The organism is Sanguibacter keddieii DSM 10542, from assembly GCF_000024925.1.
GTDB lineage: Bacteria > Actinomycetota > Actinomycetes > Actinomycetales > Cellulomonadaceae > Sanguibacter > Sanguibacter keddieii.
This window is the reverse complement of sequence record NC_013521.1, coordinates 2,773,713-2,790,719: the sequence shown is the minus strand read 5'-3', so window position 1 is coordinate 2,790,719 and position 17,007 is coordinate 2,773,713. Positions and strand designations below refer to the sequence as shown.

Genomic DNA, 17,007 nt, shown 5'->3' with positions numbered 1-17,007 from the left:
TCGAGGGGTGAACAACGCCCCGATCGGGATCTTCGACTCCGGAGTGGGGGGCTTGACGGTCGCCCGCTCCATCCTGGACCAGCTGCCCCACGAGTCCATCCACTACATCGGAGACACCCGGCACTCGCCCTACGGGCCCAAGCCTCTCGCGACCGTCCGTGCGCTCGCGCTCGACGTCATGGACAGCCTGGTCGACCAGGGCGTCAAGATGCTGGTCATCGCCTGCAACTCTGCGTCCGCGGCGGTCCTGCGGGACGCCCGCGAGCGGTACACGGTCCGCCACGGGATCCCCGTGGTCGAGGTGATCCTCCCTGCGGCCCGGCGCGCCGTCGCGGCGACGCGGACCGGGCGCGTGGGGGTGATCGGGACGCGCGCGACGATCGAGTCACGGGCCTACGAGGACGCCCTCGCCGTCGCGGCAGGCATCTCGGTGACGGGCCAGGCGTGCCCCGACTTCGTGTCGCTGGTCGAGTCGGGCGTGACGTCCGGACCGGCGGTCCTCGAGGTGTCGCGGCGCTACCTCGAGCCGGTGATCGCGGCCGACGTCGACACCCTCATCCTCGGCTGCACGCACTACCCGCTGCTGACCGGTGCGATCTCGTACGTCATGGGGGAGAGCGTGACCTTGGTCTCAAGCGCGGAGGAGACGGCCAAGGACGTCTACCGGACTCTCGTCGCCCACGACCTCGCCAGGGACGAGAACGCGGGCCCCGCGACGCACCGGTTCCAGTCCACCGGCGACACCTCGTCCTTCTCGGTGCTCGCGCGACGATTCCTCGGTCCCGAGGTTGTCATGGTGGAATCGGTCGCATGAAGCTGACGATCCTCGGGATGGCAGGTTCCTTCCCGTCGCCGGAGTCCCCCGCGTCCTCGTACCTCGTGCAGGCCACGGACGCGGACGGCAGGACGTGGTCGGTCCTCATGGACCTGGGCAGCGGTGCCCTCGGCGCGCTCCAGCGCGTCGCCAGCCCCTTCGACGTCGACGCGGTCGCGATCTCGCACATGCACCCCGACCACTTCGCGGACCTCTGCGGCTTCTACGTCTACCTCAAGTACCACCCGGTGTGCGGCTCCGAGCGCGGGACCGGCCGTGCACCGACGCCGGTCTACGCCCCGGCAGCGGCCGAGCAGCGCCTCGCCGAGGCCTACGGCCTCGAGGCCGAGGAGACCATGCGGGGTCAGCTGGACTTCCGCTCGTGGGAGCCCGGGACGACCACGACGGTGGGCCCCTTCGAGATCGAGCCCGTCGCGGTCTTCCACCCGGTGCCCGCCTATGGCGTCCGGGTCACCGGACCCAGCTCGGTCGAGCCCGGTCGTCGCGTCACCCTCGCCTACACGGGGGACACCGACGCCTGCGACGGCGTCGTCGACCTCGCTCGCTCCGCCGACCTGCTGCTCGCGGAGGCGGCCTTCGTCGAGGGGCGCGACAGCGTGCGCGGCGTGCACCTCACGGGGCTGCGGGCCGGTGAGGTCGCGACCCAGGCGGGTGCGGCCCGGCTGCTCCTCACGCACGTCCCGTCCTGGAACGACCCGGCCGTCACCGTCGCCGAGGCGGTCTCTGCCTACGACGGCCCCGTCGAGGTCGTGTCGCCGGGTGCGACCTACGAGCTCTGACGGACAGACCCCCTCGGAGCATCGTCGCCCCGTCCACCGACCGACCGCAGGAGCCCACGTGACCGACCCTCGCCTCGTCCTCGCCACGCACAACGACCACAAGGTCGGTGAGCTCCGCGCGATCCTGCTCGCCGACGGCACCGTCCCGGGCCTGCTGCCGGACGAGGTGGTCGGTGCCGCGCGCTTCACGGACGTCGAGCCCGTCGAGGACGGGGTGACCTTCGAGGCCAACGCGCTCATCAAGGCGCGGGCCCTCGCCGCCGTGTCAGGGCTCCCGGCGGTCGCCGACGACTCCGGCCTCGCGGTCGACGTGCTCGGAGGTGCTCCCGGGATCTTCTCGGCCCGGTGGGCCGGACGGCACGGCGACGACCAGGCCAACCTCGACCTGCTGCTGGCCCAGCTCGGCGACATCGCCCCCGAGCACCGTCGAGCACGTTTCGTGTGCGCCGCGGCCCTCGTCACCCCCGACGGCGTGGAGCACGTGGTCCGCGGCGAGCTCGTCGGCACGCTGCTGACCGCCCCGCGCGGCGCGGGCGGGTTCGGCTACGACCCGATCCTGCAGCCGGACGGCGAGACGCGCTCGTGCGCCGAGCTCACCGCGGCCGAGAAGAACGCCATCAGCCACCGCGGCCAGGCGTTCAGGGCGCTGGCGCCGACGGTCGCGGCCGTGCTCGCCGGCTGACCAGCGCGGCGACCGCGCGCCACCCCAGGAGGGTGACCGCGAGGAAGGCGAGCGCCACGAGCGGGAAGGCGCCCGAGGTGCCCTGCCCGGTGACGGCACGGAGCAGCATCCCGCCGCCCCACGCACCGACCAGGACGACGACACCCGCCGGGTAGACGCGCGAGACCCCGCGCAGGCGCTGTCCGCCTGCGAGGGCAGGCACCGTGGCCACGACGAGCCACGCGAGCGCTGCGCCGACCACGAAGGGCCAGGCTGTCGTGAGCACCCCGAGGGCACCGACGTGCTCGTCGTGCTCGGAGCGGCCCCCTGCCGCGAAGGCGACCACGCAGAGCAGGTCTGCGACAGCAGCGACGACGACGGGGACCCGGGTCGCGCGCGTGGGGCGGCTCACGGGGTCGTTCTCGGATGTTCGCACAGGGGAACGGTACCCGCGACGTATCGTGGCCGGGTGCATCTCGTCTGCGACTCCCTCTCCTTCGGCTACCCCGGCAGGCCCGTCCTGACCGACGTCTCGCTCCGGGTGAGCGCGCACCAGCGGCTCGCGGTCGTCGGCGAGAACGGCTCCGGCAAGACCACGCTGCTGCGTCTCCTGGCGGGTGAGGTGCCCCCGGCCGGCGGTGAGGTCCGCCGTGACGGCACGCTCGCGGTGGTGTCGCAGGAGCTCGTGGTGCTCGACGGGCAGACTGTCGGGGACCTGGTCGACGAGGCGCTGGCCGACGTCCGCCGGACCGCCGCAGAGCTCGACCGGGCCAGCGCGGAGTTCGACCACGAGGGGGCACGGCTCGGGGAGCTCGCCGACATCCTCGCACGGGTCGAGCACCTCGCGGCGTGGGACGCCGAGCGCCGGGTCGACGTCGCCCTGACACGCCTGGGTGCGTGCCGGGACCTCGAGCGACCGCTCGCGACCCTCTCGGTCGGGGAGCGCTTCCGGGTGCGGCTCGCCTGCCGCCTCGCCGGCCGCGCCGACCTGCTCCTCCTCGACGAGCCGACCAACCACCTCGACCGCGACGGCATCGGCTTCCTCACCCGGGAGCTCACCGCGTGGACCGGGGGAGTCGTCATCGTCACGCACGACCGCCAGCTGCTCGACGACGTCGCGACCGCCATCCTCGACCTCGACCCGTCGATCGACGGCAAGCCCGTGCTCTACGGCCAGCCGGGGTACCTGTCGTACAGGTTCGCCAAGAACCAGGCGCTGCACCGGTGGCGCCAGCGGTACCGCGCCGAGCGCAAGCGGGCGATCCAGCTCGCGGAGCGCCTCGACCAGTCGTACGAGGGTCTCTCCGACGAGTGGCGCCCGCCCAAGGGGTCGAACAAGAACCGCCGGGGGACGCGCGCCAGGATCCACGTCAAGGCTGCCGACCGCCTCGTCGAGAAGCTCGAGGCCGAGGCCGTCGAGGTCCCGCCCCCGCCACCGACGCTGCACTTCCCGGACCTGCCGTCCATGGAGCCGACCTGGGGAGCGGGGGACCCGGTCGTGGAGGTCCGGAACCCGCGGGTCGACGGCGGCGAGGGCCGTCCCGCCCGGCTCGACCTGCCCGGGCAGCGGGTCGTCGTGCCCGCCGCCGGGAGGCTGCTGGTCACCGGTGCCAACGGCGCCGGCAAGTCGACGCTGCTCGGCGCCCTGGCCGGGACGGTGCCCCTGGACCGTGGCTACCGCACCGCGCTGTCGCGGTCCAGGATCGGCGTGGTCACCCAGGAGGGCGTCCGGCGCACGGGCACGCCGGCCGCCGACGGGCACGCCCCGACCTGCTTCGACGAGTACGCGGCGCTCGCCCTCGAGCTCCTCGCCTCGGGTGACCTCGACCCGAGCTACGTCGTCCCGGTCGCGATGCTCGGCGTCCTGTCGGAGGAGGACCTCGACCGGCCCGTCGCCGAGCTCTCGGTCGGCCAGCGACGACGCTTCGACCTCGCGTGCGCGCTGCTCGCCGCCCCGCACGTGCTGCTGCTCGACGAGCCGACCAACCACCTGTCGATCGACCTCGTCGACGACCTCACCCAGGCGCTGCGCAGCACGTCGGCCGCCGTGGTCGTCGCGACGCACGACCGTCGCATGCAGGACGACCTGCACGACTGGCCGCGCCTGGACCTCTAGGACGCGCTCAGCCCCTCAGGCCGCCACAGCGTCCCGCCTGCTCCGGCGGCCTCGATCGGCGACGAGCGCCGCCTCGAGCCGGCTGGCCACCCCCAGCTTTGCGAGGATCGCGCTCACGTGGTCCTTGACCGTCCCTCGGCTCAGGTGCAAGGCCGCACCGATCTGCACGTTCGAGGCGCCGGTCGCGAGGTGCGCGAGGACCTGACGCTCCCGGCAGGTCAGCGAGGTGAGACGTCGCACGGCGGCCTCGTCGGCGCAGCCGAGGTGATGCTCGACGATCCGTCGGGACGCGGCAGGGGACAGGACGACCCCGCCAGCCGCGACGGACCTGACCAGGGCGGGCAGCCGGCGTGGGTCGGAGCCCTTGTCGAGGAACCCGGACGCCCCGGCGCTGAGCGCCCGGCCGACGTGCTCCCGGGACCCGGCGGACGTCAGGACCGCGACAGCGGGCGGGTCGTCCATCGAGACGATGTCGGTCAGGAGCTCCCACCCGTCTCGGGTGGAGAGGCGGAGCTCGAGCAGCACCACGTCGGGTCGTGACGTCGTGATGGTCGGCAGCGCCTCGTGCCCGTCGACCGCGGCGACCACCTCGAGGTCCGGGTCTCCGGCGAGGGCCAGCCGGCAGCCGGCGCGCACGAGCACCTCGTCGTCGACAACCACCACCCGTGCCACCATGCAGACCGCCCCTCGTCCAGATCTCCGATCGTCCGCCCGACCAGGCTATCGACCGCGGTGTGAGGCCTCGCGGAGGCGACGACTCCGGCCAGGTGGCGGGGTCCTCGCAGCCACCTGGCGGGTGGTCCGCCCGCTGCGAACCGGCCCACGGTGAGAGCCCAGCCGGGCAGCCCGGGACGACGCACCGCAGAGGAGAAGCCGTGATGAGCCTGACCAACCCACCTCGACGGATCGGCTGGCGCGCCAAGGCGTCGCACGTGGACTGCGAACGTCAGGCGAGCCCTGCACCCGCACGCCCAGGTCCTGAGCCGAGCCCCGCACCCGAGGCATCCCGTCGGGTGCCGGCGATCGACGTGCTGCGTGGTATCGCGATCCTCGGGACGCTGGCCGCCAACATCTGGATCTTCACGCCGGGGATGACGCGGCTCGTCCCCGGCCCGTGGCCCGCAGCACTCCTGCAGTCGCTGCTCGACGGAAAGTTCTTGGGTCTGCTGACGATCATGTTCGGGATCGGTCTCGAGATCCAGCGTCAGGCTGCGCGACGGGCGGGCAGGTCGTGGCCGGGCGCATATCCGGTGCGTGCTGGTCTGCTCTTCCTCGACGGTGTCGTCATCTACGTCTTCGTGTTCCAGTTCGACGTCATACGGGCGTACGCGTTCACCGGGTTGATCGTGGCGTTCCTCCTGCTGACCAGCGAGCGGGTCCAGCTGTGGATCGCGGCGCTCTTCGTCGCGCTGCACGTCGCGCTGATGATGGTGATGAGCGCCGAGCGCCCCGAGAGCTCGGGTGGCGCGGCGCCCGACGAGGGCACCAGGCGTCTCGATCCCGGCAGCTATGGATACTGGCCGAACGTGCAGGACACCCTCGACAACTTCTGGGCCGGTTTCTCGCCCAGCTCTGAGTTCGCCACGATCGTGGTGATGGGTGTGGCGATGTTCCTGCTGGGGGCACGGATCTACCGTGCGGGGGTGTTCGAGCCCTCGGGTCGTGTGCAGCGGCGGTGGCTGATGGTCGTCGGTCTGCTGGTCGCCCTACCGCTGGAGGTCCTGCTCAAGCTCGATGTCCTCGGCCTCCCGCACGAGCCGGTCCGGGGCTTCACGCGGTACGGGACTGCGGCGGTGGTGGCTTTCGGGATCCTCGCGCTGGTGGCTGAGGTGTACCAGCACCGTGCCGTGGGGTGGTGGGGGCGCCGGCTCGCCGACGTCGGTGCGATGGCACTGAGCTGCTACATGCTGCAGAACATCCTGGGCGTCGCCTTCTCCCACACCGCAGCCGCGCTGGTGGACCCCTCCGCGCCCGGTGCCCAGTACGCGACCCTCGCCCTGTTCCTCGCCCTCGCAGGACTCCTGGTGGTGTTCTCCGGTCTGTGGCTGCGCCGGTTCGACCGAGGCCCGGTCGAGCTGTTCTGGAACTGGGGCTACCGCACGATCACCCGCACCCGAGACGAAGCCGTGCGACACGCTGCACCCGCCAGCCTGGATCCGCAGACAGGGAAGGAGAAGCGGTCATGAGACCCACGAGCGAACCAGGTCCCACACCTGGACCCCGTACCGGAGCGAGACGGAGGGTGCCGGCTATCGACGTGCTGCGTGGCATCGCGATCCTCGGGACGCTGGCCAGCAACATCTGGATCTTCACCGTCGGGCTGGAGTCCTGGGAGAGCGAGCCGCTCTGGTTGACCGAGCTCGTGTCGTCGCTGCCGAACGGCAAGTTCTTGGGTCTGCTGACGATCATGTTCGGGATCGGGCTGGAGATCCAGCGTCAGGCCGCGCTCCGGGCAGGCAGGTCGTGGCCGGGGACGTACCCGGTGCGCGCTGGTCTGCTGTTCCTCGACGGTGTCGTCAACTACGTCTTCGTGATCCAGTTCGACGTCTTGCGGGCGTACGCGTTCACCGGGTTGATCGTGGCGTTCCTCCTGCTGACCAGCGAGCGGGTCCAGCTGTGGATCGCGGCGCTCTTCGTCGCGTTGCACGTCGGGCTGCTGGTGATCAACGTCGAGGGCACGGGCGTCGATCGATCCATGACGGGGGACGAGAGCATGGCGCCCGCCGACGTCGGTTCAGGTGGGTACTGGTCGACGGTGAGGAACGTGCTCGACAACTTCTGGGTCGGTTTCTCGCCCGGGTCCGAGTTCACCACGATCGTCGTGATGGGGGTGGCGATGTTCTTGCTGGGGGCACGGTTGTACCGTGCCGGGGTCTTCGAGCCCGCGGGCCGAGTCCTCCGGCGGTGGTTGATGGTCGTCGGTCTGCTCGTCGCCCTGCCGGTGGACCTCGTGCTCCGGGCTCAGGTGCTCGATCTCCCGCTCGTGGCCGTCCAGGCCTCCGCGAGATATGGGACTGCGGCGGTCGTGGCCTTCGGGATCCTCGCTCTGGTAGCCGAGGTGTACCAGCACCGGCCGGTGGGTTGGTCGGGGCGCCGCCTCGCCGACGTCGGAGCGATGGCGCTGAGCTGCTACATGCTGCAGAACATCCTCGGCGTGATCTTCTCCCACACCGTGGCTCCGGCGGTGGAGCTCTCCCCAGTCGGGGCTCTGGTTGCGACCGGCGCCCTGTTCCTCGGCATCTCGGGCTTCCTGGTCGTGTTCTCCGGCCTCTGGCTGCGCCGGTTCGGGCGAGGCCCGTTCGAGCTGTTCTGGAGCTGGTGCTACCGCACCATCACCCGCACGTGAGACGAGGCCCTGCGGGGCGCACGTCGTGCCCTGGTCTCAGGCCAGGCGCCCGACGTGCGCCATCGCCTGCTTGAGCAGCGTGCCCTGCCCGCCGTACATCTCCGCCTGGACCTCTTCGCTGCACGCCTGCTCGGGCGTGAGCCAGGCCAGGTCGAGCGCGTGCTGCTGCGGGCGGCAGTCACCGGTGACCGGGACGACGTACGCCATGGACACCGCGTGCTGACGGGCGTCGTAGTACGCGGTCACGCCCGGGGTCGGGAAGTACTCGGCGACCGTGAAGGGCTGGGGCGACGACGGGATCTGCGGCAGGGCCACCGGGCCCAGGTCCTTCTCGATGTGGCGCAGCAGGGCGTCGCGCAGGCGCTCGTGGTACATCACGCGGCCGGACACCAGCGCGCGGGTCATCACACCGGTCCGGGACACCCGCAGCAGCAGCCCGACGGCGACGACGTCACCGGAGTCGTCCACGCGGACAGGGACGGCGTCGACGTACACGAGGGGCAGGTGCGACCGGGCGCCCGTGAGCTCCTGCTCGCTCAGCCAGCCGGCCGGCGTCGAGTCCTCGGGGTCGAACGGGTCGTGAGGGAAGTCCGCGGTGTCAGTCACCCAGCAGTTGTACCCCGCGGCGCCGACCGATCGCCAGCGGGCGAGGGGTCTCGAGGGCCCGATCGTCTGTGGGCGAACGCAGGCGCCGCCCGAGCCCACGAGAGGGGGCCGCCCCGCGCGCCTCGGAGACTCGGGGAGTCGACCGTGTGGCAGGGCCTGGACGACGGGAACGGTCCAGCCAGGTGGCGGGGGTGCTCAGGCCACGTGGCGGGTTCTCACCCTCGGCGGTCACCACCGACCGTGGAACCAGGTGACCGAGCGAGACGCGGTGGAGCAGAGGAGATGTCGTCATGAGAGCAGGGACCTCCGGGAGGCGCAGGGCGGACCGGGTACCTGAGGTGCCGACGAGTCCAGAGCCGGAAACCGCCGCGCCGTCGAGGCGACGAGATCCCGTGATCGACGTGCTGCGGGGGATCGCGATCCTGGGGACTCTGGCCACGAACATCTTCTTGTTCACGTCCGGCTTCGTGGCGCTCGACGAGGCCGGCGACCTCCCGTGGTTGCACCGTGTCGTGAACTCGCTCTCGAACGGGAAGTTCCTCGGCCTGCTGACCATCATGTTCGGCATCGGGCTGGAGATCCAGCGCCAGGCCGCCCGCAGGGCAGGACGTCGGTGGCCGGGGACGTACCCGGTACGTGCCGGGCTGCTCTTCCTCGACGGGGTCCTCAACTACGTCTTGGTGGTCCAGTTCGACGTCCTGCGGGCCTACGCGGTCACGGGGTTCGTCGTGGCGTTCCTCCTCCTGACGAGCGAGCGGGTCCAGCTGTGGATCGCGGCGGTGTTCGTCGCGGTCCACGTCCCGTTCACCTTCTGGAACGGTGTGGCGAGCACGCTGACACGGGACGGGCAGGGGATCAGGGTGGGCATGTCGGCGGACTCCGCAGACGTGCCCGGCAGGACGCTGGCACCGCCGTCCGGGGAGATAGGAGGCTACTGGGCCGGTGTGAGAGGCAACCTCTCGAGCTTCTGGGACGGGTTCTCCCTCGACTCCGAGTTCAGCGCGATCGTGGTCATGGGGATCGCGATGTTCCTGCTCGGTGCCCGGCTCTACCGAGAGGGCGTCTTCGAGCCCTCGGGCCGGCGGCTCCGTCGCTGGCTGATGGTGGTGGGCCTGGGGGTCGGGATGCCCGCTGAGCAGGTCCTCCGCTCCGACGTCCTCGGGATCGGCCTCGACGTAGCCAACCCGATGGCTCGGTATCTCGCCGCCCCGGTCATCGCCTTCGGCCTTCTCGCGGCCGTCGCGGAGTTCTACCAGCACCGTCCCGTCGGGCGGGCCGGACGGCTGCTCGCCGGGGTCGGCGTGACGGCGCTGAGCTGCTACATGCTGCAGAACATCATCGGGGTGGCCCTCAGTCACACCCTCGTCAGCGCCGTCGACCTCTCGGCCCTCGAGGCGACATACGCCACCTGGGCACTGTTCGTCGGCATCTCGGCGGTCCTCGTGGTCTTCGCGAACCTCTGGCTCCGACGGTTCAGCCGTGGTCCCTTCGAGATGTTCTGGCACTGGTGCTACCGCGCGATCACCGGTGACGGAGGCCGACCCCGAGCGCGCGCACGTCGAGAGCCCAGCGGCTGAGATCGCTCCACGCACCAGGACGCAGCCTGTCGGAGCGGTGCTGGGTCGAGCGGGCGGACCCTTCTCGGCGCGCGCCGGGAATAGAACAGGCCGCAGTATTGTCCTACGAGGCATACCACCGGTGGAAGGAACCCCATGGCAACCCAGGAACTCACGCAGGACACCTTCGAGCAGACCATCAAGGACAACGACATCGTCCTGGTGGACTTCTGGGCGTCCTGGTGCGGCCCGTGCCGCCAGTTCGCGCCCGTCTTCGAGGCGTCGTCCGAGACGAACACCGAGATCGTGCACGGCAAGATCGACACCGAGGCCCAGCAGAGCCTCGCTGCCGCTGCCAACATCACCTCGATCCCGACCCTCATGGCCTTCCGCGAGGGCGTGCTCGTCTTCTCCCAGCCCGGTGCCCTCCCGGCACCCGCGCTCGCGCAGGTCGTCGACGCCGTCAAGGCTCTCGACATGGACGAGGTCCGCTCGCAGATCGCCGCTCAGGGCGCTGGCGGCGGCACCGCACTCTGACCGACGGGCGCCACGCGCCCTCGCGTCGTCGCACGCACCACGGCCGGCCCAGGACTCCCTGGGCCGGCCGTCGTGCGTCCCGGGGCTGTCAGGCCCGCCGGACCGCGGTGAGGTCCGCGATGTCGCGGCCCTTCTCGGTGCCCTTGCGCTCGAAGCTCGTCACGGGTCGCCCTGCGAAGCGCGGCGCGTCGAGGTCGACGTCGAACTCCTCGGACGCCGCGAGCACCTCGCGCATCTGGCGGGCGTAGTCGGCCCAGTCGGTCGCCAGACGCCAGGTGCCGCCCGGACGCAGCACCCGTGCGACGAGGGACGCGAACGCCGGGGTGACCAGGCGCCGCTTGGTGTGCCGCGACTTGTGCCACGGGTCGGGGAAGAACAGCCACAGCTCGTCGACCGAGGCCGGGGCGATCGTCGTCCCGAGCACCATCGCGGCGTCCGCCTGCATCAGCCGGACGTTCGTGGACCCCGAGGTGCGCAGCCGCTGGAGCGTCTGCGCGACACCCGGGGTGTACACCTCGACCGCGAGGAAGTCGGTCTCCGGCGACTCGGCGGCTGCGTGCGCGACGGCCTCGCCCTGACCCGAGCCGACCTCGACCACCAGACGGGCCGAGCGCCCGAAGACCTCGGCGGCGTCGAGCACGTAGCCCGGGTCGACCGACGTCCGACCGCCAGAGCGCGGAGGCTCGACGACGAACTGCGGGGCCAGGGCGTCCCACGTGCGCTGCTGACGGTCCTTGAGGCGACCAGAACGCTGCACGAACGACACGGTGCGCGCCCGGTACCTGCCCCCGGGGAGGTCGTCGTCCGGGGTGCTCTCGACCGGCGCGTCAGCCGGCCGTGGGGAAGTGCTCATGGGCAGAAGTCTGCCAGTGCGCGAGGGGGGACTCGAACCCCCACGTCCGAAGACACCAGGACCTAAACCTGGCGCGGCTGCCAATTACGCCACTCGCGCTCGCGGAGAAGTCTACGTCGCCGTCCGACCCCCGCGACCCGTCTCAGGCGGCGTCGATACCGAGGTCTCGGCGCAGCTTGGCGACGTGACCGGTGGCCCGCACGTTGTACTGCGCGAGCTCGATCCGACCCTCTGCGTCGATGACGAAGGTCGAGCGGATGATCCCGGTGACGACCTTGCCGTAGAGCTTCTTCTCGCCGTACGCCCCGAAGGCGGTCGCGACGGCCTTGTCCTCGTCGGAGGCCAGCGGGAAGGTGAGGTGCTCGTTGGCCACGAAGGTGTCGAGCTTGGCGACGGGGTCGGGGGAGATGCCCACGACGGTGAAGCCGGCGCCGGTCAGCGAGGCGAGGGAGTCGCGGAAGTCGCACGCCTGCGTGGTGCACCCCGGGGTGCTCGCCGCCGGGTAGAAGTAGACGACGACGCGCGACCCGCGCAGCTCGCCCGAGGAGATCGTGCCTCCGCCGGCCGTGGGCAGGGAGAACTCGGGTGCGAGGTCTGTCGGTGCGAGTCGGGTCGTCATGGTGCTCCTCGAGGTCGGCCGGGTGAGCGGCGTGCTGTGCGTCGCCGGTCAGCCTACGCGGCAGGTCCGACCCCTGCCTCTGACCATTCACCGTCGTCCCGTCGGCCGTGGGATCACGGGGATGACCGCCCTCCAGACCGCGGGGACGAGTGACGCGCACGACGTACGTCGTCGCGCGCGTCGCCCAGGCGGGACCCAGGTTCGCGGTGAAGAATGGTGGTCGGCCGCACATGTGCGGCTCCCTGGTCGTGGATGGGCAGAACTGCCCGTTGCGGCCCGGCCCGCTCTGGTGTTGTGTGGGCTGACAGGGAACTCCAGCGTGGGGAAGGTGGCAGAGATGCTGACGAGCCGGTCTCGCTCGACCGAGGTAGGCCCCGACGCGGGCGCCCGGAGCACTGCGCTCCCGCGACGTGTCCCAGGAGCCAGCTACGCCGACCCCGACGCTGTCGCGGCAGCCGCTGCTGTCCTCGAGACGTCTGCCAGCCTGCGGACGGTCGTGCCCGCGCACCCGACGCAGCCCTCCCGCGCAGCCCACGAGGCACCGGTCGCCGACGCCCCGGAGATCGACGTGTCGGACCTCCCCGACATCAGCGGGCTGCTCGCCCGACTGGTCGAGGAGCGCATCCCGATGGCGCTGATGATCGACCTGGTCAACCCGAACGGTCCGGGTCCGGACGTGGACGGACCACGCCGCGACGTGGAGTAAGGTTGCACCGTTGTCCAGAGCGCGGCGGACGGGATCTGAGATCCCGCTCGATCGCTGTCCTGGGTGGCAGACAGTCCGACTGGCGCTCTGGTGCCAGAGGCTGTTAATGTTTTCACCGCGCGCCGTTAGCTCAGTTGGTTAGAGCAGCTGACTCTTAATCAGCGGGTCCGGGGTTCGAGTCCCTGACGGCGCACCACACACTCAAGGCGTCTACCTCCGGGTAGGCGCCTTGAGTCGTCTCCGGGGGCATGCGTGCCGCTCTTGAGACTGCCAAGAGGATCGCGTTGTGGCGCTGGTTACTCTTGGCCCGATCTGGCGCTGGGTGGTCACGGACGCCCCCCAGAGGCTGCTAGAGTTCTCAACGCGCGCCGTTAGCTCAGTTGGTTAGAGCAGCTGACTCTTAATCAGCGGGTCCGGGGTTCGAGTCCCTGACGGCGCACAGTGAAGGGCCCGAGACGATAGTCTCGGGCCCTTTCTCGTACCTGCCGTCCGCGGGTCGACCAGGCCACCCGGAGCGTCTGACGGGGCGTGTGTGACGGACAGCCGGCACGGCTCCGGGCGTCGACCGCCCTCTCGCCCGCTCTGGTCGGTACGCTGGGGGAGTGCCGACCACCCGTGTAGCCCTCGCGACCTGCTCCGTCCTCCCGGACCTCGACCCCGACGACACCCCGCTGCTGGGTGCGCTCGCCGAGCGCGGCCTGGACGCCGTCGCCGCGGTGTGGGACGACCCCGAGGTGGACTGGGACTCCTTCGACCTCGTCGTGGTCCGCTCCACGTGGGACTACTCGCAGCGCCAGGACGAGTTCATCGCCTGGGCGCGCAGCGTCCGGCACCTGGTCAACGACGCCGAGGTCCTGGCCTGGAACACCGACAAGTACTACCTCAAGACCATGGGGGAGATGGGCATCCCCATCGTCCGCACCCTGTGGCTGGACCCGAACCGCCACCTCACCTCGCAGGCCATCCACACCCGTCTGCCGGCCCACGGTGACTACGTCATCAAGCCGACCGTGAGCGCCGGCGCCCGCGACACGGCCCGCTACCAGGAGAACACCGCGAAGGCCCGCGGAGAGGCGATCCTGCACGCCCGCGACCTGCTGCGCTCCGGCCGTCACGTCATGGTCCAGCCCTACCAGAACCAGGTCGACGTCGCCGGCGAGACCGGTCTGATCTACCTGGGGGGCACCTTCTCGCACGCGGTCCGCAAGAACGCGATGCTCTCGCGCGGACACCGCCCCACGCAGGGTCTCTACCAGGAGGAGATCATGCGGGCCACGGAGGCCACCGACGCCCAGCTGGCCCTCGCAGAGCGCGCCCTCGAGGCCGCCCGCGAGATCCTCGGCGACGCTGCCGCCACGATGCTCTACGCACGCATCGACATGCTGCCCGGCGACGACGGCGAGCCCATCCTCCTCGAGCTCGAGTTCACCGAGCCCTCGCTGTTCCTCGCGAAGTCTCCCGGTGCGCTGGAGCGCTTCGCCGACGCGATCGCCGCGCGGGCCACGCAGGGCTGACGCCCCGAGCACGACCGGCTGTGCCCGACAGGCGCGGCGGTGACCTGAGGGTCGCTGCCGCGCTTCTCTGCTTGTCGCGCCGGCGGTCTCTTTCGCCGCTCCGACGGGAGAACTTCGGAAGACGGTGGGCGATGCGGCAATATGGACGTATGTCTGATGTCATCCATACCGCCTACCGTCCCAGAGTCTCGCGAGAGGGCGAGGGTGCGTTCCGGTCGTCACTGCGGGGCGGAGGACGATGAACACCACGCTGACGGCGCGTTGCGCCCGCTCCGAAGGGTGGTGGGCGGTCGAGGTCCCCGAGGTGCCAGGGCTCTTCACGCAGGCACGTCGTCTCGACCAGGTCCCTGAGGCGGTCGTGGATGCTGCGAGCCTGCTCACGGGCCGGTCTCGTGCCGAGCTGGAGGGGGCCGTCGTGCAGGTCCTCGAAGAGAGCTGAGCAAGTCTTCGCCTCGGCACCACGGGCTCCGTCTCGGCAACCACCGAGAACGACGAAGGCCCCTCGCTTGCGCGAGGGGCCTTCTGCACGGGGTGAGTAACGGGACTTGAACCCGCGACCCCCTGGACCACAACCAGGTGCTCTGCCAGCTGAGCTATACCCACCATGCGACTCTGTCGGGTCTGTCTCCAGGCCCTCCGAGACCACGTGGTCCGGCGTACCGAACCGTTGAGAATCCTACCTGGTGTTTCGGGTGCTCCGCGACACCGACCTGCACGGACGGGCCGCGCGCTGTCCCGAACCCCACGGGAGGGGCCCAAGATCCGCACGATCTCGGCCGTGGGCTGCGCGCACTGTGACGCAGGTCAACCTCGACAGCGGCTGCAAGCATGTCGCGTGCACCGGGCACCGCCAGACCGCTCAGCCCTTCGCGACCTTGTAGCTCGTCGGCACCGACAGCGTCCCCGACACCGAGTCCTGGGCGATCCCGGCCGCGATGCTCCGCGCCGTCTGGGTGTCAGGCCCCGGCTGGGGGACGAACAGCGCGGAGCGGTAGTAGCGCAGCTCGTCGATGCTCTCGAGGATGTCGGCGAGGGCGCGGTGGCCGCCGTTCTTGGTGGGCGACGCGAAGTAGACGCGGGGGTACCAGCGTCGGGCGAGCTCCTTGATGGAGGACACGTCGATGATCCGGTAGTGCAGGTGGGCGACGAGGTCCTTCATGTCGCGCTCGAGGAACATCTTGTCGGTCGCGACCGAGTTGCCGCCGAGGGGCGCCTTGCCGGGTTCGGGCACGAAGGTCCGCAGGTAGTCGAGGACCTGCGCCTCGGCGTCGGCGAGCGTCGTGCCGGCGGCGAGCTCGTCGATGAGCCCGGAGCTGGTGTGCATGTCGCGGACGAAGTCGTTCATCTGCTCGAGCGCCTCGTCGGGCGGTCGGACGATGATGTCGATGCCCTCGCCGAGGACGGTGAGCTCGGAGTCGGTGACGACGGCGGCGACCTCCACGAGGGCGTCGGCGCCCAGGTCGAGCCCGGTCATCTCGCAGTCGATCCAGACGATGCGGTCGTTCTTGCTGGTGCTAGCCACCGGTCCAGCCTACGGCGTGCCCGCAGCTGGCATGTCCGCAGGCAGGTCCGCACGCAGGTCTCCGGGCATCGCCGCGGGCACGGCAGAGCCCCGTCGCCGGGGGCGGTGACCCGGGGCGACGGGGCTCGGTGGCGGCGCTCACGCGTCGCGGTGGAACAGGTGGTTCAGGCGCGCCCGGAGGCGCGCGGTGGGAGGTCCTTGGTAGGGCCTCCGGCGTGGTCGGGCGAGCTCTGCGACCAGCCGCTGGCGCTCGAGCTCGAGGAGCGCGAGGTCGACGGTCGGGTTGAGAGGGTTGAGGTGCTGCATGGTCGTGCTCCGTGACTGTCGTGTGGGTCGGGCTCAGGTGTCGACTCCTGGTCCCCATGACGTCACCGCGGTGTGGCACGAGCCAACCACCTCCCGCCCCAGGTCCGCACGTCTTTTTCCGCGCTGTGCTCCCGCTGCCGAGGCCTCCGGGCGCGGGTAAGGTCAGCGGATGCCCTCTACCGTCGCGTCCCGCCGGCTCCTCGCCCTCCTGCCCGGCCTCCTGCTGGTGGTGCTCGGCTCGGTGGGCTTCGGCGTCCTGCTGGACGCCGTGAACGAGCGCGACGACCTGTCGGGCCTGGACCAGCCGGTCCTCGAGTGGTTGGCCGACCACCGGTACGACTGGCTGACGTCGACGTTCACGGCGATCACCACCGTCTTCGGTCCCTACGTGCTGCCGGTGATCGTGGCGGTCGCCTGCGGGATCTGGGGCGCCGTCACACGGCGCTGGCGCGACCCGGTGATGCTGGTGGGCGCGATGCTGCTCTCGGTGGCGATCTCCACGGCGGTCAAGGCGCTGGTCGCGCGGCCGCGCCCCGCGGACGACCTGCAGACCGTCCCGGGGGTCGAGTCGTCCTTCTCCTTCCCGTCGGGTCACACCATCGGCGCCGCGACGCTCGTCCTGGTCGGTGGCTACCTGCTGTGGCGCGAGGTGCGCACGCGACGGTTCTTCGTCGAGTGGTCGGTGGTCAGCGCCGTGGTCGTGGTGGTCGTGGCCGCGAGCCGGCTGTACCTCGGGTACCACTTCGTCACGGACGTCCTCGCCGGGATCTGCCTCGCGGTCGTCACGCTCGGCGTCGTCGTCGCGGTCGACAGGTTCCGCGGGGCCGGGGTCGGTGCCCCTCTCGGCGAGGAGCTCACCCTCGCGGCGCGCGAGGAGGACGCACGGGCACGCGAGGAGCAGGAGGCGCTGCTGCGTCAGAGCCCGGTTGGGCAGCAGCCAGGGCACGACGACTCACCTCGCTCGGACGACTCACCCCGCTCCGACGACTCGCCTCGCGCGGACGGCGAAGACCCCTCCGCCCGCTGAGCAGGGCGAAGGGGTCTGGAGGCG

At 71.0% G+C, this 17,007-nt stretch carries 19 protein-coding genes and 4 tRNA genes; 14 read left to right on the top strand and 9 right to left on the bottom strand.

Going from position 1 to position 17,007, the window contains the following annotated elements:
• Window positions 1-7: 7 nt before the first annotated feature.
• The 3 genes from murI to rdgB are packed head-to-tail and all read left to right on the top strand — an operon-like array spanning window position 8 to window position 2,296.
• Window positions 8-814 (top strand): glutamate racemase, encoded by an 807-nt coding sequence (murI, locus tag SKED_RS12310; protein ID WP_012867481.1) that lies wholly within the window; start codon window positions 8-10, stop codon window positions 812-814.
• Entirely contained in the window at window positions 811-1,614 is an 804-nt protein-coding gene (locus SKED_RS19770; protein WP_012867480.1) for an MBL fold metallo-hydrolase, read from the top strand. The genes murI and SKED_RS19770 overlap by 4 nt, the downstream gene beginning before the upstream one ends.
• Before the next feature lie 58 nt (window positions 1,615-1,672).
• Window positions 1,673-2,296, top strand: a complete 624-nt coding sequence (rdgB, locus tag SKED_RS19765) for an RdgB/HAM1 family non-canonical purine NTP pyrophosphatase (RefSeq protein ID WP_012867479.1) — start codon at window positions 1,673-1,675, stop codon at window positions 2,294-2,296.
• Here the strand turns inward: rdgB and SKED_RS12295 are convergent.
• Complete coding sequence (locus SKED_RS12295; RefSeq protein ID WP_245534562.1) at window positions 2,253-2,711, bottom strand: DUF3054 domain-containing protein; 459 nt, start codon at window positions 2,709-2,711, stop codon at window positions 2,253-2,255. The genes rdgB and SKED_RS12295 overlap by 44 nt on opposite strands.
• 33 nt (window positions 2,712-2,744) lie before the next feature.
• Here SKED_RS12295 and SKED_RS12290 point away from each other — a divergent pair, with 33 nt between their 5' ends.
• Window positions 2,745-4,391, top strand: a complete 1,647-nt coding sequence (locus SKED_RS12290) for an ABC-F family ATP-binding cassette domain-containing protein (protein ID WP_012867477.1) — start codon at window positions 2,745-2,747, stop codon at window positions 4,389-4,391.
• Between the two features lie 15 nt (window positions 4,392-4,406).
• On the opposite strand, the gene SKED_RS12285 is transcribed toward SKED_RS12290, so the two are convergent.
• The gene (locus tag SKED_RS12285) at window positions 4,407-5,054 is read right to left on the bottom strand and encodes a response regulator (protein WP_245534561.1); all 648 of its coding nucleotides are present in this window, start codon (window positions 5,052-5,054) and stop codon (window positions 4,407-4,409) included.
• A gap of 215 nt (window positions 5,055-5,269) precedes the next feature.
• On the opposite strand from SKED_RS12285, the gene SKED_RS12280 reads away from it, so the two are divergent.
• Both SKED_RS12280 and SKED_RS12275 read left to right on the top strand, forming a co-directional pair.
• Window positions 5,270-6,577, top strand: coding sequence for a DUF418 domain-containing protein (locus SKED_RS12280; RefSeq protein WP_143755726.1), 1,308 nt, complete (start codon window positions 5,270-5,272; stop codon window positions 6,575-6,577).
• A 56-nt stretch (window positions 6,578-6,633) separates the two neighbouring features.
• Window positions 6,634-7,737, top strand: a complete 1,104-nt coding sequence (locus SKED_RS12275) for a DUF418 domain-containing protein (RefSeq protein WP_042438028.1) — start codon at window positions 6,634-6,636, stop codon at window positions 7,735-7,737.
• A 36-nt stretch (window positions 7,738-7,773) separates the two neighbouring features.
• Here SKED_RS12275 and SKED_RS12270 read toward each other — a convergent pair whose 3' ends face one another.
• On the bottom strand, window positions 7,774-8,343 hold the full coding sequence (locus SKED_RS12270; protein ID WP_012867473.1) for an NUDIX hydrolase family protein: 570 nt from the start codon (window positions 8,341-8,343) through the stop codon (window positions 7,774-7,776).
• A 392-nt stretch (window positions 8,344-8,735) separates the two neighbouring features.
• Between SKED_RS12270 and SKED_RS12265 the strand changes: the two genes are divergently transcribed.
• Together SKED_RS12265 and trxA are read left to right on the top strand one after the other, a co-directional pair.
• Window positions 8,736-9,920, top strand: coding sequence for a DUF418 domain-containing protein (locus tag SKED_RS12265; protein ID WP_052293893.1), 1,185 nt, complete (start codon window positions 8,736-8,738; stop codon window positions 9,918-9,920).
• A gap of 135 nt (window positions 9,921-10,055) precedes the next feature.
• Complete coding sequence (gene trxA / locus SKED_RS12260; protein WP_012867471.1) at window positions 10,056-10,436, top strand: thioredoxin; 381 nt, start codon at window positions 10,056-10,058, stop codon at window positions 10,434-10,436.
• An 88-nt stretch (window positions 10,437-10,524) separates the two neighbouring features.
• Here trxA and trmB read toward each other — a convergent pair whose 3' ends face one another.
• The 3 genes from trmB to bcp form a co-directional block, all read right to left on the bottom strand.
• Window positions 10,525-11,289 (bottom strand): tRNA (guanosine(46)-N7)-methyltransferase TrmB, encoded by a 765-nt coding sequence (gene trmB / locus SKED_RS12255; protein WP_012867470.1) that lies wholly within the window; start codon window positions 11,287-11,289, stop codon window positions 10,525-10,527.
• 17 nt (window positions 11,290-11,306) lie between these two features.
• A tRNA-Leu gene (locus SKED_RS12250) sits at window positions 11,307-11,388 on the bottom strand.
• A 43-nt stretch (window positions 11,389-11,431) separates the two neighbouring features.
• Window positions 11,432-11,908: a thioredoxin-dependent thiol peroxidase gene (bcp, locus tag SKED_RS12245; protein WP_012867469.1), complete on the bottom strand. Its 477-nt coding sequence runs from the start codon at window positions 11,906-11,908 to the stop codon at window positions 11,432-11,434.
• A gap of 337 nt (window positions 11,909-12,245) precedes the next feature.
• Between bcp and SKED_RS12240 the strand changes: the two genes are divergently transcribed.
• From SKED_RS12240 to SKED_RS12220, 5 genes are all read left to right on the top strand, one after another.
• Entirely contained in the window at window positions 12,246-12,614 is a 369-nt protein-coding gene (locus SKED_RS12240; protein WP_012867468.1) for a hypothetical protein, read from the top strand.
• A 119-nt stretch (window positions 12,615-12,733) separates the two neighbouring features.
• Window positions 12,734-12,810 (top strand) — tRNA-Lys (locus SKED_RS12235).
• A gap of 169 nt (window positions 12,811-12,979) precedes the next feature.
• Window positions 12,980-13,053 (top strand) — tRNA-Lys (locus tag SKED_RS12230).
• A gap of 163 nt (window positions 13,054-13,216) precedes the next feature.
• Window positions 13,217-14,128, top strand: coding sequence for an ATP-grasp domain-containing protein (locus SKED_RS12225; protein WP_012867467.1), 912 nt, complete (start codon window positions 13,217-13,219; stop codon window positions 14,126-14,128).
• A 238-nt stretch (window positions 14,129-14,366) separates the two neighbouring features.
• Complete coding sequence (locus SKED_RS12220) at window positions 14,367-14,567, top strand: hypothetical protein (RefSeq protein WP_012867466.1); 201 nt, start codon at window positions 14,367-14,369, stop codon at window positions 14,565-14,567.
• Between the two features lie 91 nt (window positions 14,568-14,658).
• On the opposite strand, the gene SKED_RS12215 is transcribed toward SKED_RS12220, so the two are convergent.
• From SKED_RS12215 to SKED_RS20320, 3 genes are all read right to left on the bottom strand, one after another.
• A tRNA-His gene (locus SKED_RS12215) sits at window positions 14,659-14,731 on the bottom strand.
• 256 nt (window positions 14,732-14,987) lie between these two features.
• Window positions 14,988-15,602 (bottom strand): oligoribonuclease, encoded by a 615-nt coding sequence (gene orn, locus SKED_RS12210; protein ID WP_425358129.1) that lies wholly within the window; start codon window positions 15,600-15,602, stop codon window positions 14,988-14,990.
• Between the two features lie 186 nt (window positions 15,603-15,788).
• A complete protein-coding gene (locus SKED_RS20320) occupies window positions 15,789-15,956 on the bottom strand; it encodes a hypothetical protein (protein ID WP_012867464.1) in 168 nt (55 codons plus the stop codon).
• Window positions 15,957-16,125: 169 nt separating this feature from the next.
• On the opposite strand from SKED_RS20320, the gene SKED_RS12205 reads away from it, so the two are divergent.
• Window positions 16,126-16,983: a phosphatase PAP2 family protein gene (locus SKED_RS12205; RefSeq protein ID WP_012867463.1), complete on the top strand. Its 858-nt coding sequence runs from the start codon at window positions 16,126-16,128 to the stop codon at window positions 16,981-16,983.
• Window positions 16,984-17,007: the final 24 nt, after the last annotated feature.